The following is a 14,460-nucleotide window of genomic DNA, read 5'->3' as shown; positions in this document are numbered from 1 at the left end:
GTTTCCGTATCCGATTTCCTCGGTGCTTTCCAGGTTCCCGCTTCCGCGTTTCCCTTTCCGGCGAGTCCGACTCTATCAGATCCTTTCGGGCCTGACCCCCAGTCAGCGGGGCTTGTCTTCTCGGCCGTTGGGCCGTTCCGACGTCTCAAACTTTAGCGGATCTTCTCGGCAGTTCCTAATCGGGCCGCCGCACCCAAATCGAATTGAATTCGGGCACGCCGAATTCGCCCCGGTTGGGAGATCGTGCTGGTGGTTTGAGTTGCCGCATCAAGCGGCAGAGGTGCTGTCGCAGAACCGTTACGGCCCCGTGGCAACTCGAAGAACCTTACGGATCCGCCAGGGCAGTGTCAACCTCCCCTGTCAAGATCTTTAATCGAGGTCGCTGAGCCGGCCGCCGGCGTCCGGCTGGGCGTCCTCCACCCGTCGCAGAAGACGGGTCAGGACCTCGCCCAGAACGCTCCGGTCCTCGTTGGACAGGTCCTGGAGGAGGTCCTCCTCGAAGACCGTGGCGAGGCGCATCGCCTCGAGCCACTTCTCGCGGCCCTCGCCCGTCAGCTCGACGATGACGCGCACGCGGTTGGACTCGTCGCGCTCCCGGGTGACCAGCCCCTCCCCCACCATGCGGTCGATGCGGTGGGTCATGGCGGCCGGGGTGAGGCCGAGGCGCTTGGCGAGTTCGCTCGGGCCGAGGCGGTACGGGGCACCGGCGAGGACGAGCGCCTTCAGGACCTCCCACTCGGCATTGCTGATGCCGAGTGCGGCGGTCTGGCGGCCGTAGGCGACATTCATCCGCCGGTTCAGGCGGGACAGCGCCGAGACGATCTTCTCGACCTGGGGGTCGAGGTCCTGGAACTCGCGCTGGTAGGCGGCGATCTGTTCTTCGAGTGTCGGCTCACTGACGCCGGGGGTGTCGCCCATGGCCCGAGTATCGCATGACACCGCTTGGCGTCGAAGTCCTTCGAGGTGTACAGTTCAACTTCTAATTTTAGCTTCGAAGTCTTCAGGCTTGCATCCATGCACAGGGAACGTGTCACGAACACGGTGCCGGGCACGGGTGGGCCGGGACGGCTTCACGACCAAGGCAGGTGAAAGTGACCAGGGCGATGGGCGCAGCGATGCGCCGAATCCACGTGGGCAACGCACTCAGCGCGTTCGGGCTCGGCTTTACCGTCCCCTTCCTCTACGTCTATGTGGCGCAGGTGCGGGGACTCGGCTCCATGACGGCGAGCGTCGCGCTCGCCGTCTTCGCCGTGGCCGCTCTCGTCGTGCTGCCGTTCGCCGGGCGGGCGATCGTCCGGCGCGGCCCGCTGCCGGTTCTGCTCACCGCTCTGGTCACCGCCGCGCTCGGGGCGCTGAGCCTCGGGCTGGCGGACAGCGCGACGACCGTGGTGCTGTCGGCGGCCGCGCTCGGTGCCGGTCAGGCCGTGATGCAGCCGTCGCTCGCGACGATGATCGTGGACTGCTCCACGGCGGACACCCGGTCGCGCGCCTTCGCGACGCAGTTCTTCCTGCAGAACCTGGGCCTCGGTGTCGGCGGTCTCATCGGCGGTCACATCGTCGACCCGAACCGCGCGAGCTCGTTCACGCTGCTGTTCGCGATCGAAGCCGCGATGTTCCTGGTGCTGGTCGTCCTGATGGCGACCGTGCGGATGCCGCACGCTCCGCGGATCGACGGGGACACACCGCAGGCCAGGGGCGGCAGCTGGAAGCAGCTCCTCGGCAATCGGGCCATGGTGCAGCTGTCCGTGCTGGGCTTCGTGCTGTTCTTCGCCTGCTACGGGCAGTTCGAGTCGGGTCTCTCCGCGTACGGCGTGGAGGCGGCCGGGATCTCCACGTCCGCGCTCGGTACGGCGATGGCGGCGAACACGGCGATGATCGTGGTCGCGCAGTTCGCGGTGCTGAAGTTCGTCGAGCGCCGCAAGCGGTCCCGGGTGATCGCCGCGGTCGGGCTCATCTGGGCCTTCGCGTGGGTGGCGGCCGGGTACGCGGGCCTCGGGCACGGCAGCCAGACCATGGCCACGGCGGCCTTCGTCTCGACGTACGCACTCTTCGGGCTCGGTGAGGCGATGCTGTCGCCGACGATCGCTCCTCTGGTCGCCGATCTGGCGCCGTCGGGCATGGCGGGTCAGTACAACTCCGCCTTCGCCCTGGTGAAGCAGCTCGCGCTGGCGATCGGTCCGGCGGTGGGCGGCCCGATGGGGGCCTCGCTGCACGGCCCGTACATCGCGACGTTCCTGCTCTTCTCGCTCGGGATCACCTTCCTGGCCGTGCGGCTCGGGCGGCAGCTCACCCCCGTACAGAATCAGCCGTCGCTCGCGAGGAGCCGGGTGGTCGCGCAGGGCGGGGCTCCGGCGGAACCGGTGCCGGCGAGCGCCTGACGGCCGGGCTGACGGACTTGGCGCAGCAGGAACAGGCGAACGTACGACGGCCGCCATCACGTTGCGACGTGGTGGCGGCCGTTCCGTGTGCGCGGTCGCGGGTCTCAGCGGACGCCGGTCAGCAGGTTGGCGGTGAAGGGGAGGGTCGCGCTGCCGTCGGGGGCGGTGCGGTCGGCGAGGCGGGTGTGCATGGCCCGGCCCGCGCGGAGGAGGGCGTCCTCGCCCGCGGTGTCGACGATCGCCTGCCCCCAGGATGTGGACGAGAGCTGGCCGGGGGCGTACCCGGCGAGGGGCGGGAAGGCGATGCCGAAGCCGACCTGGTGGACGGTGACGTCGTGGAAGCCGGCGCCTCGCAGCGCGGCGGAAAGGCGCTCGGGCGTGCCGGAGAAGGCTCCCTCGTAGTCCGCGGCGACCTCGGGGCCCCCGTACTCCGCGACGGCCTCGTACTGGGCGACGAAGTAAGGGATCGATTCCCGGGCGGCCCAGGCGGTGGCGGCGAAGCGGCCGCCGGGGCGGATCACGCGGGCCGTCTCGGCGAAGGCGGCGTCCAGGTCGGGGAAGAACTGGACGCCCTGCTGGCAGACGACCGCGTCGAAGGCCGCGTCCTCATAGGGGAGCTTGTCCGCGGGGGCGACGGTGAACTCGATGTCCGGATACATGCGGGGTGCGTGCTCTCCGGCCACCCTGATCATGCCCGCGTTGACGTCCGCCCCCGAGACCCGGCCCGCGGGGCCGACCCGGGCCGCCGCCGCACGGGCCGCGAAGCCGGTGCCGCAGGCCAGGTCGAGCACCTTTGCGCCGGGGAACAGGTCGACCGCGTCCAGGATCGCGTCCACGAAGGGCGACATGAACGGCGCGGCGTACTGCTCGTAGCGCTCGGGAGCACTTCCGTTGAGCTGAAAGCCCGATTCGTCTGCCATGGGGAGCTCTTAGCACCGGGCGGCCCGGTCGGCCAGAGGACGCGCGCGGTGGGGCCGGAGGACAACAAGGATCGGGGTGCGGGCCGGAGGAAGCGGGGGCCGGGCGTCGCCCGAACTGAGGCGTCCGGGCGTCCGGATTCGCCCCCGGATCCAGACCCTGGTCCGTCTTCGGATCCAGACCCTGGTTCACCTCCGGATTCGGCGCTCGAGTCGGTCCCCGGCATCAGGCGCCCGGATTCAGCTCCCCGTGCGCGGGAGCGCGAACTCGCACCACACCGCCTTGCCGCCGCCCGGTGTGCGGCGGGAGCCCCATCCGGAGGCGATCGTGGCCACGATCGCGATGCCGCGGCCCGCTTCGTCGGCGGGTTCGGCTCGGCGGCGGCGCGGGAGGTGGTCGTCTCCGTCGGTGACCTCGATGATCAGGCGGCGGTCGGTACGGCGCAGTCGCAGCCGCATCGGCGGCGTGCCGTGCTGGAGCGAGTTGGCGACGAGTTCGCTGGCGGCCAGGACGCCGAGGTCGTGCAGATCGGCCGGGAAGCGCCAGCTGGCCAGCACGCCGGAGGCGAAGGCACGCGCGCGTGGGGCCGCTTCCACTCCACCGAGCAGTTCCAGGGCGGCGTTACGGAAGAGCTCGCCGTCGGGGCCCGTACGGGAGGGGTGCTGAAGGACCAGGACGGCGACGTCGTCGTCGTGGTCGGCGGTGACGCCGGCCGCGCGGACCAGACGGTCGCAGATCACCTGGGGGGTGCCCGTGGCGCCTGCCAGGGCGCGCTCCAGGGAGGCGATGCCCTCGTCGAGGTCCTCGTCGCGGCGCTCGACCAGCCCGTCCGTGTAGAGGACCGCGGTGGAGCCGGGGCCGAGAGGCACCGAGCCGGAGGCGTGCAGCCAGCCGCCGGTGCCGAGCGGCGGCCCGGTCGGCTCGTCGGCACGGTGGATGGTGCCGTTCTCGTCGCGGACGAGGATGGGCAGGTGGCCGGCGGAGGCGTACACCAGCCGGCCCTCGTTCGGGTCGTGGACGGCGTACACACACGTGGCGATCTGGTTGGCGTCGATCTCGGTGGCGAGGCCGTCGAGGAGCTGGAGGACCTCGTGCGGCGGCAGGTCGAGACGGGCGTACGCGCGGACGGCGGTGCGCAGCTGGCCCATGACGGCCGCCGCGCGGACCCCGCGGCCCATGACGTCGCCGATGACGAGCGCGGTGCGGCCGCCGCCGAGGGTGATGACGTCGTACCAGTCGCCGCCGACCGCCGCCTCCGTGCCGCCGGGCAGGTAGGTGGCGGCGACGCGCAGGTCGTCGGGCTCCTCCAACTCCTGCGGGAGCAGGGAGCGCTGGAGGGTGACGGCGGTCTCGCGCTGGCGGCGCTCGCTGGCGCGCAGCCGCTCGGCGGCCTCCGCGTGATCGGTGACGTCGGTGGCGAAGACGAGTACGCCGCGGCCGTGGTCCTCCGGAGAAGCGTCGACGGGGGTGCAGGTGAAGGTGTAGGAGCGGCCGGTCGACACCTTGCGGGACTTGACGGTGCGGGGCTTGGCGCTGCGCAGGACCTGGTCGAGGAGCGGCAGCAGGCCGAGCTCGCCCAGTTCCGGCAGTGCCTCGCGCGCGGGCAGGCCGACGGGACGGGCGCCGAAGGCCGCCGAGTAGGCGTCGTTGACGTAGGAGACGCGGTGCTCGGGACCGTGCACGAGCGCTACGAGCGCGGGGACGCGGTCGAGGACAGCGCGCACCGGCAGTTCGTCGACGGCGAGCCCGGGCGGCATGTCGTCGGTCAGCTGCTCGACGCGGGCCGCCGGGACGGAGCCTTCCCCGCGCCGGTCCGGGGCGGCCGTATGCGCGGCCGTGTGCTCGGTCCGCGCTGCGGCGCGGCGCTGCGTTCCGGGGAGCCGGGCGCTCCAGCGCGTGAAGTTCACAGTGGGGAAAGCCTCGTGTTAGAAGGGCGAGCGGTTCACCCGCCCAAAGTCGTGGACCTGTCTGGCAGTCTGACCGACCGGGCCGACATCCGTCAGACGCCGTCCCTGCCGGTGGAGTTCCTCGGTCCGGTCAGGACGACCCCTTCGGGTCGGTAGGAGGCTTTCCACCGGCCGCCAGTTCGAACTCCGCACGGGGGTGTTCGAGCGAACCGAGGGACACGATCTCCCGCTTGAAGAGACCCGCCAGGGTCCATTCGGCGAGTACACGGGCCTTGCGGTTGAAGGTCGGCACCCTGCTGAGGTGGTAGACGCGGTGCATGAACCAGGCAGGATAGCCCCTCAGCTTGCGCCCGTAGACGTGTGCGACTCCCTTGTGCAGCCCGAGGGACGCGACGGAGCCGACGTACTTGTGGGAGTACGTCTCCAGGGGCTCGCCGCGCAGGGTGTGCGCGAGGTTGTCGCCGAGGACCTTTGCCTGGCGGACGGCGTGCTGGGCGTTGGGCGCGGTCTCCTTGCCGGGCTTCGCGGTCACGTCGGGAACGGCGGCGGCGTCCCCGGCGGCCCACGCGTGCGGGGCGCCGTCGACGGCGAGCTGGGGGGTGCACTTGAGCCGGCCGCGTTCGTTCAGGGGGAGGTCGGTCTCGGCGAGGATCGGGTGCGGTTTCACGCCGGCCGTCCACACGACGGTGCGCGTCGGGAAGCGCGCGCCGTCACTGAGGACCGCGACCCGGTCCGCGCAGCTGTTGAGGCGGGTCTCCAGGCGTACGTCGATGTTGCGGCGGCGCAGCTGGGTGACCGTGTACCTGCCCATCTCCTCGCCGACCTCGGGCAGGATCCGGTCCGAGGCCTCGACGAGGATCCACTTCATGTCCTCGGGCTTGATGTTGTGGTAGTACCGCGCGGTGTAGCGGGCCATGTCCTCCAGCTCGCCGAGCGCCTCGACGCCGGCGTAACCGCCGCCTACGAAGACGAAGGTCAGGGCGGCGTCGCGGATCGCGGGGTCACGGGTGGAGGAGGCGATGTCCATCTGCTCGATGACGTGATTGCGCAGGCCGATGGCTTCCTCGACCGTCTTGAAACCGATGGCGTACTCGGCGAGCCCGGGGATCGGCAGGGTGCGCGCGATCGAGCCGGGGGCGAGCACGAGTTCGTCGTACGTGATCTGCTCCGCGCCCGCGCCCTCCTCCTCGGTGGCGAGCGTGGTGAGCGTCGCGGTGCGCTTGGCGTGGTCGATCGACTGGACCTCGCCGATGACGATCCGGCACTGGCCGAGGACCCGGCGCAGCGGAACGACCACATGGCGCGGCGAGATCGAGCCCGCGGCGGCTTCGGGAAGGAACGGCTGATACGTCATATAAGGGTCGGGCGAGACGACCGTGATCTCGACCTCGCCCCTCTTCAGTTCGGGCTTCAACTGCCTCTGGAGGCGCAGAGCGGTGTACATCCCGACGTAGCCGCCGCCGACAATGAGAATGCGCGCACGTTCCTTCACCATCCCATGACGCACCCCTCTCCGGAGTTTGTCCACAGCCCCAGCAAATTGTGTGACCGCTCGCCGACAACGTGCAGGGTTGGCCGATTTGCCTGAGTCCAGAGAGAAAGCGCAGGTCAGGGTGGGCGAGGGGGGTACTCGGAGGGGGCGCAACCGGGACGTAACCGGCCCGTACTCCGATCGGGGGGCGCTCCGTGCGGAACCTGCCCCTTCTGAATTGACCCCCTCTCAACTATGTTCGTGGGACGACGGGGTGTAGGGGGATGCGCTCGGCGAGTCCGTACGACGGGCTCGTGCACAAGCTTGTTCCACACGCTCCGGCCATCAATGGCGGGGAGAGTCTCCGGGGGGAGACGTCATTACCGGGGGAACGCTTATGCACATTCAGGACTCTCATTGGTCATCCGCGTCCGCCATCGCACCAGGTGGTGCGATCGGCGCGGCGACGGGCGGCAACGGCCGCGGTCCGGTTGACGGATCGCGCACGACGCCGTTGCGCGTGGACGCACAGCGCAATCTGGAGCACGTACTGCGCGCGGCGCGCGAGGTCTTCGGCGAGCTGGGATACGGCGCGCCGATGGAAGACGTCGCACGGCGCGCGAGGGTCGGCGTCGGCACGGTGTACCGACGCTTCCCGAGCAAGGACGTCCTGGTGCGCCGGATAGCCGAGGAGGAGACTTCCCGGCTGACCGACCAGGCTCGCGCCGCGCTCGGCCAGGAGGACGAACCGTGGTCGGCGCTCTCGCGCTTCCTGCGGACGTCGGTGGCCTCGGGCGCCGGACGGCTGCTGCCGCCGCAGGTGCTGAGGGTCGGCGTCGCGGAGGACGGGGCCGAGGCGGACGGGGCGCGGGTGCCGCAGCAGCGGTCCCAGCTCGCCCCCGAGCTGAGGCTCGTGGAGCAGCGGCCCACGCACGAGGACGAGCAGGTGATCGCGGCGGTGGACGACGCCGGCGCGGCGGCCCTGCTCGAAGTGGTCGGCCGGCTGGTGGACCGGGCACGCGCGGCGGGCGAGCTGCGCGCCGATGTCACCGTGGCGGACGTGCTGCTGGTCATCGCGACGGCGGCGCCCTCGCTGCCGGACGCGGCCCAGCAGGCGGCGGCCTCGGCACGGCTCCTGGACATCCTGCTGGAGGGCCTGCGCTCGCGTCCGGCGTGAACCGGACCGGAGGCCGGCTCGACACGGATGCCTTCCAGTCGCGGGGGTGTCGCCGAGTACGAAGGTGTTCCCGGGCGCGAGTGGATGCCACTCGCGCACCGGGAACCTCGGTCCACCACACCACCCAGCGGTCATTCCGTCATTCCGCCACAGAACGGCAACTCCCGAGCGGAAGACGGCTATTGAGCATTCCCCGAACGGGTGATGGTTAGTACTCCCGAGCGACAAATCCCCTCGGACGAGTGGTTGGTCCGGACAAGGAGGTCCCGCTCGGGGAGCCTGTGACACTCTGTCCCGGTATTCGGTCCGAGTGTGCAGGCGGGGGCTTTCCGCGATGAGCTTTGACGGGCGGGACGAGTCACTCGGTGACGGTGGTCCCGACGGCGGCACGGAAACCGGCGGCTCACCGTCGCGGCAGGTGCCGAGCCAGGGCGGCCCGCACGGCGGAAGCCCGCACGGCGGAAGCCCGAAATTCCCTCCGCCGGGCGCCCTGCCCGGTGACGCGCACGCTTTCGGCGGCACCGGTGCTTCCTCGGACGCCCAAGCGGCCGACCCCAGCGTGCCTTCGCAGCGCGACCGGTTCGACCGGCGCGAGGGCAGCGTTCTGCCGCCCCCGGTGGAACCGCCGCCTCCCGACACCGGCCTGATCGAGCGGATGCGCGCGGGCGACGACTCCGCGTACGAGGAGCTGTACCGCCGGCACGCCGAAGCCGTCCGGCGCTACGCCCGCACCTGCTGCCGTGATTCCCACACCGCCGACGACCTCACGGCCGAGGTTTTCGCCCGCATGCTTCAGGCCGTACGCGGCGGCAGTGGTCCCGAGCACGCCGTGCGCGCGTATCTCCTCACCACCGTCCGCCGGGTCGCCGCGAACTGGACGAAGACGGCCAAACGGGAACAACTGGTCGACGACTTCGCGGTGTTCGCCGCACAGGCCGCCCGCCGCTCCGAGGTCTCCGACGACGACACCCTCGACCTCGGCGCGGACGTAAGGGCGATGCACGAGGCCGAACAGTCCATGGCCATGCAAGCCTTCCGCTCGCTGCCTGAGCGCTGGCAGGCCGTGCTGTGGCACACCGAGGTCGAGGACGAGTCCCCGAGCGAGGTGGCCACGCTCTTCGGCCTCGACGCCAACGGCACCCGCGTGCTCGCCAGTCGCGCCCGCGAGGGCCTCAAACAGGCCTATCTCCAGGCGCACGTCAGCACCACGCTCACGATGGACGAGGAGTGCGCGCGCTACGCCGACCGGCTCGGCGCCTACGCGCGCGGCGGCCTGCGCACCCGGGCCGAACGGGGGCTGCGCAAGCACTTGGAGGAGTGCGCCAGGTGCCGCCTGGCCGCGGGCCAGATCAAGGAAGTCGCCGGCGGGATCCCCGCGGTCGTGCCGGTCGCGGTCATCGGCTGGTTCGGGACCGCCGGCTATGCGAAGGCCGTCGCACTCATCGCCGGTGGTGCCGGAGCGGGCGCCGCGGGCGCGGCAGCCACGGCGGGCGGCGGCTCGGGAGGAGCGAGCGCCGGAGGCGGTGCCGCGGCCTCCGAGGCAATCGGCGCACCGGTCAAGGCCGGTATCGCGGCGGGTGTCGTCGCCGTGGCCGCGGCGGCCGTGGCACTCGCCCTGGTCGGCAACGACAGCCCCGCCCGGCGCCCCGAGGCCGGACCGGCCGCCTCACCCGCCGTCGAAGCGCCGGTGCCGTCGCCGAAGCCGCCCAAGAAGGAGCCCGCGCCGAATCCGCCGGTGGTGGTCCACAGACCGACACCCACCCCACCCCCCTCGACAGCACCGAAGCCCACCCCGAAGCCGACGCCCAGGGCGACTCCCAACCCGCCCTCCGCGCCGAGACCGGTTCCGACCCCGACCCCGACCCCGGCTCCGAAGCCCACCCCGACCAAGGCCGAGCCGAAGCCCCCGCCGGCCCCGACGCCTCCCCCGCCCGCCCCGACCGTCTACCGGTGGAGCGAGCTGGAGTACGACGTCAGCGGCGACCACACCGAGCCGGAGATGCGACTGGGCGAGAGCAACTGGGTCTGGCAGCGCAACGAGATGAAGATCGCGGACACCCGGTACACGGACGGAGTGACCGTCCACGGCCAGTCCTCCGTCACCATCGACCTCAACCGCAGTTGCAGCGCGTACGACGCGATGGTCGGCGTCGACGACCTCACGATGGGCCTGGGCAGGATGCGGTTCACCGTCTACGCGGACGGATCCCCCCTGTGGCAGTCACCGCTGATCGCGGGCGGTGACCGGGCGGTCCCCGTCCATGTGAACCTCACCGGCCACCGGACGATCCGGCTCGTCGTCGAACCCCGCACACCGTTCGGCTCGGCGGCGCTCGGGGACTGGGCGGAGTCCAGATTCCTGTGCCGGTGAACGCCGGCACCTACTCGTCGGCGTACACCTTGAGCGCTTCGGCCAGGTCGCTCAGGGCCTCTTCCTTGGTGTAGCCGGAACCCTGGGCACGCTCGGACTCGTAGCGGTCCGCGCCGAGCGCCGCGAGAGCCGCGGCTTCGACCCGCCGGACATCGGCGCTCTCACGCGCGGGACGCGGATCCCCTCCACGCCAGCGGGTGCCGGCGGCCAGCAGCCGAATCGCCATCGGGTGCGCCTCCAACTCGGTGAGGAGACCCGCCGCGACTTCGACGAGACCCGCCGCCACCACATCGGCGCACCGGTCGCCCACCGCCTCCCGCACGGCGGCGTTCAGCTTCCGCAGGCCCCGCACCGGGCCGGACTCGGCGGCCGTGACGATGGCGTCGACCCAGTTCAGTGCCGCGATGAACTGCGGCGGCGGCGTACCCCGGGAACTCTCCTCACGCGCCTTCTCGAGCAGCTCGCGCGCGAGGCCGACCTCCCCGTCGTCCAGGACGACTTGGGCACGCAGCAGATGGACGAACGCCCGGGAGTCCATCACCCCGTACAGGTCGGCGGCGACGCTCGCCTCGTCCAGGGTGGCCAGGGCCACGGTCCGGTCCCCCGCGCGGTAGGCGATCTCGGCCTGCCGCGCCATGAGGAAGGGCACCTCCGCGTACGCCCTCACCTCATAGGCGAGCCGCAGCGCCTCCGCGTACTCGCCCTCCGCCTCGTCGAACCGGCTGCGCGCCATCGCCGCCTCTCCGGCCGCGCTGCACACCTGGGCCCGCATCCAGCGGTCCCCCACCCGACGGCTGATCCCGCGCAGTTCCTCCAGGTCCTCGTCCACCCCGGGCATACCGCCCGGGGCGTCGACGACCACGTGCGTACGGAGCATCAGGGCGACGCCGATCTCCCATTCCCCGCCGTACTCACGGCAGTTGGCGACCGCCGCGTCCATCGCGGGCCGCGTGTCGTCCGCGCCGCCCAGGAAGTGCGCGGCCATCGGCCAGATGATCCCCGGCATACGCGCCGCGTCCGGACCGCCCTTCTCGAAGGCGGCTCGCACCCGCCCGACGTACTCCGGCAACCGCCCCTCCCCCCACTCGTCCAGTGGCACGACGTCCACCTTCATGAACAGGTGGAACATGCGCAGCCGCATCCGCGTGCCGTGCAGCGGGTGCCGCTCGTCACGCTCGGGGTGATCGAGGAAGAGGGCGACCGGATCGACGCTCTCGAGCTCGGGGAAGAGGCCGTCACCGGTGGCACTCTCCGCGTCGGCGACGGACACCGCGGCACCAGCCGTGTCGCGACGGCCGCTGTCACCGCGACGGCCGCCGCCCACGTCACCGCCGGTCGCGTCACCGCCGATCGTCGTGAGGCTTCCGGTCCCCGTGAGGCCACTGGTCGAGGTGTCGAGCAACGCGCCCAGCCTCAGAACGAGTTCCGTCCAGTCCGTGCCCTCGCGGCGGAAGTTGCGCAGCCACCAGAACCAGCCCATGGCGAGGACCAGAGCACTCGCCTCTTCCTCGTCACGGGCGGCGAGAGTGCGGTGGAGGGCCGCGCGGATGTTGTCGAGCTCGGTCTCCAGGCGCCGGATCCAGGGGAGTTGAGCGGCCGAGCGCAACCGGGGCTCGGCCTCCTCCACGAGAGCGCGCACCCAGGCGCCGTGACGCCGCTCGGCAGCGGCACGCAGCTCGGGAACCTCGGCAGCACGCTCGGTGGCGTACTCGTGGATGGTCTCCAGCATGCGATAGCGCATCCCACCACCGACACCACCCGCACCGCTCCCCGGGCCCCCGCCGCCACCGCTCCCGCTCCGCCCGCCGCTTCCTCCGCCACCCAGGACGTCCCGCCCGTCGTATTCACCGCCATGTTCACCGCCGTAGCGATCGCTGTCCGCACCATCCACGCGACCCGCCCGGCCGGCGCCACCCGTGCCCTCCATGGCGTCCGTGCCACCCATGCCGTCCGGGGTGGCGACGACGAGGGACTTGTCGACGAGCGCGCCGATGAGGTCGGCCGCGGGACCGGTGCACACGGCCTCCGCGGCCGCCAGGTCCCAGCCGCCCGCGAACACCGACGCCTCGCGCAGCACGGTCCGCTCCTGCTCGTCGAGCAGATCCCAGGACCAGTCGACGACGGCGCGCAGGGTCTGCTGCCGGGGCAGCACCGTGCGGCTTCCGGAGGTGAGCAGCCGGAAGCGGTCGTCGAGCCGGTCGGCGATCTGACGCGGGGTGAGCAGCCGCAACCGGGCGGCGGCCAGCTCGATGGCCAGGGGCAGGCCGTCGAGGCGATGGCAGATCTCGTCCACCGCGGCGGAGTCACGGGGCGCGGTGCCGGCGTCGGGGCGCACGACCGAGGCCCGCTCCATGAAGAGACGGCGCGCGGAATCGGGCAGGAGGGGCTCGACCGGGCGCACCAACTCGCCGGGGACGCCGAGTGGTTCACGACTGGTGGCGAGGATCGTGAGCCCTGGGCAGCGGGTCAGCAGCGTCTCGGCGAGTTCGGCCGCCGCGCCGATGACATGCTCGCAGTTGTCAAGGATCAGGAGCTGGCTGCGCGGGGCGCAGTACTCGACGAGCAGGGCGACCGGGTCGTCCTGCGGAACGGCCATCTCGTTGGTGATCAGCACGGTCTCGCGCAGACCGAGGGCGCTGACCACCGCGCCCGGGACCGCCTCGGGCCGGTCGAGCGGGGCCAGCTCGACCAGCCACGCCTGCGGAAGCCCGGCGACGGCTTCCTCGGCGAGGCGGGTCTTTCCCGAACCGCCCGGTCCGGTCAGCGTGACCAGGCGTGCCCTCTGCACATCCGAACGGATGGCCCCAAGCTCCCGTTCCCGCCCCACGAATGAGTTCAGACGGGGACGAATGTTGCCGGTTCGCTGGGCGCGGGAGGGTTCCGCGGCGTTGCGTCCGAGGGCGGGGCCGGACGCCACGGCGCCGCCCGTGCGGGATCGGGGTTCCTGCGGCCCGTGCGTGTCCCGCGGGTCCAGCAATGCGGCGTGCAGGGCCCGGAGTTCCGGCCCGGGATCCGCACCGAGCCCGTCCTGCAGCCCGCGGCGCACGTCCTCGTACGCGGCCAGCGCGTCGGCACCGCGGCCGGCCTCGCGCAGGGCGCGGATGAGCAGAACGTGCAGCGCCTCGTCGTACGGGTGGGCCGCTGTCAGCTCCTTCAACTCCGGTACGAGGTCAGAGGCGCGGCCGAGTCGCAGGTCCGCCTCGACGCGGCTGCGCGTCGCCTCTCGGCGCAGGGCTTCCGGGCGGGTCGCGGCGGTGCGGTCGGGGAGGTCCGCGAGGGCGGGGCCGCGCCACAGGGCGAGGGCTTCGCGCAGGCGGGTGGCAGCGGTGGGGGCGTCGCCTCGGTCGAGTGCGGACCTGCCCTCCGCGACGAGCCGCTCGAACACGAACAGGTCCACGTCGTCCTTGGCGGCCCGGAGCCGGTAGCCGCCGGACTCCGAGGTGACCGCGTCCTTCCCGATGGCCCGGCGGAGGCGGCCGACCAGTGCCTGCAGCGCGGCCGGGGCGTCCTGGGGTGGATCGTCCGCCCATACCTCGTCGATCAGGGTGTCCAGGGCGGTGGTGCGGGTGGGGTGGCGGGCCAGGGCCGTGAGCAGCGCGCGTACCCGGGGGCCGCCCACGGTGATCAGGGCCCCCCGGTCGTTCTCCACCTGGGCAACCCCCAGAATCCTGTACCGCACACCCCCATTCTCACCGCCGCCCCGCCCCAGGTCACCGCTTCACCCGGCAAGGCCGCCCGCACCCCCACGATTTCCCCCGAACTCCCCCCGGCACCGAGGCCCAGCAACAACCTTCTTTCGCCCCCTCCGCCCCTACCCGACCCATACCTGGGGCTCCGCCCCAGCCCCCGCTCCTCAAACGCCGGAGGGGCTGAAATCTTCCCTGGGGCGGAAAGCGGAAAGGCGCCCGCAGCCGAAAAGCGCACCAGAGTGGCGAGACCCAGGCCCCCGCTGCGCCGGAGGGGCTGGATCTTGCACCCGCAGTGAACCGCGTGCCTGAGGCCGCGCCCAAGCCCGGATCGCCCGCGCCCGTCCGCGCACGGGAGGGGCCGTGCCGGTACATCCCAATGTCCGTCGCTTACGTCCGGATCGAGCAGCGGTTCCCCCCTCCTGGACCCACGTCTGATCCAGCGGCGACGGACTGGTCTTCAGCGGCATCATCGCGGCGTCCACGGGGGACTTGACGCGCCACTTCTCCTTGCCCGTCGCCAGGTCGAACGCGACGATCTCGTTGGCTCCG

The 14,460-nt window shown here is 71.8% G+C and carries 8 protein-coding genes; 3 read left to right on the top strand and 5 right to left on the bottom strand.

Annotated features, from left to right (window positions below; all coding sequences use genetic code 11):
* Positions 1–369: 369 nt before the first annotated feature.
* Positions 370–918: a MarR family winged helix-turn-helix transcriptional regulator gene (locus ACWD68_RS40575; protein ID WP_451811493.1), complete on the bottom strand. Its 549-nt coding sequence runs from the start codon at positions 916–918 to the stop codon at positions 370–372.
* A gap of 185 nt (positions 919–1,103) precedes the next feature.
* Between ACWD68_RS40575 and ACWD68_RS40570 the strand changes: the two genes are divergently transcribed.
* On the top strand, positions 1,104–2,378 hold the full coding sequence (locus ACWD68_RS40570) for an MFS transporter (RefSeq protein WP_451811492.1): 1,275 nt from the start codon (positions 1,104–1,106) through the stop codon (positions 2,376–2,378).
* A 104-nt stretch (positions 2,379–2,482) separates the two neighbouring features.
* Here ACWD68_RS40570 and ACWD68_RS40565 read toward each other — a convergent pair whose 3' ends face one another.
* The 3 genes from ACWD68_RS40565 to ACWD68_RS40555 all read right to left on the bottom strand — a co-directional run bounded on the left by ACWD68_RS40565 (position 2,483) and on the right by ACWD68_RS40555 (position 6,698).
* Complete coding sequence (locus tag ACWD68_RS40565; RefSeq protein ID WP_451811491.1) at positions 2,483–3,298, bottom strand: class I SAM-dependent methyltransferase; 816 nt, start codon at positions 3,296–3,298, stop codon at positions 2,483–2,485.
* A 237-nt stretch (positions 3,299–3,535) separates the two neighbouring features.
* On the bottom strand, positions 3,536–5,203 hold the full coding sequence (locus ACWD68_RS40560; protein WP_451811490.1) for an ATP-binding SpoIIE family protein phosphatase: 1,668 nt from the start codon (positions 5,201–5,203) through the stop codon (positions 3,536–3,538).
* A 130-nt stretch (positions 5,204–5,333) separates the two neighbouring features.
* A complete protein-coding gene (locus ACWD68_RS40555) occupies positions 5,334–6,698 on the bottom strand; it encodes an NAD(P)/FAD-dependent oxidoreductase (protein ID WP_451811489.1) in 1,365 nt (454 codons plus the stop codon).
* 373 nt (positions 6,699–7,071) lie between these two features.
* On the opposite strand from ACWD68_RS40555, the gene ACWD68_RS40550 reads away from it, so the two are divergent.
* Both ACWD68_RS40550 and ACWD68_RS40545 read left to right on the top strand, forming a co-directional pair.
* Entirely contained in the window at positions 7,072–7,851 is a 780-nt protein-coding gene (locus ACWD68_RS40550) for a TetR/AcrR family transcriptional regulator (protein WP_451811488.1), read from the top strand.
* A gap of 334 nt (positions 7,852–8,185) precedes the next feature.
* Positions 8,186–10,222, top strand: coding sequence for a sigma-70 family RNA polymerase sigma factor (locus ACWD68_RS40545; RefSeq protein WP_451811487.1), 2,037 nt, complete (start codon positions 8,186–8,188; stop codon positions 10,220–10,222).
* A gap of 10 nt (positions 10,223–10,232) precedes the next feature.
* Here the strand turns inward: ACWD68_RS40545 and ACWD68_RS40540 are convergent, their stop codons facing one another.
* Entirely contained in the window at positions 10,233–13,901 is a 3,669-nt protein-coding gene (locus ACWD68_RS40540; protein WP_451811486.1) for a BTAD domain-containing putative transcriptional regulator, read from the bottom strand.
* Positions 13,902–14,460: the final 559 nt, after the last annotated feature.

Source organism: Streptomyces sp. NPDC005141 (assembly GCF_053599975.1).
The sequence above is the reverse complement of the archived record's forward strand: the minus strand, read 5'-3'. Positions and strand labels throughout refer to the sequence as shown.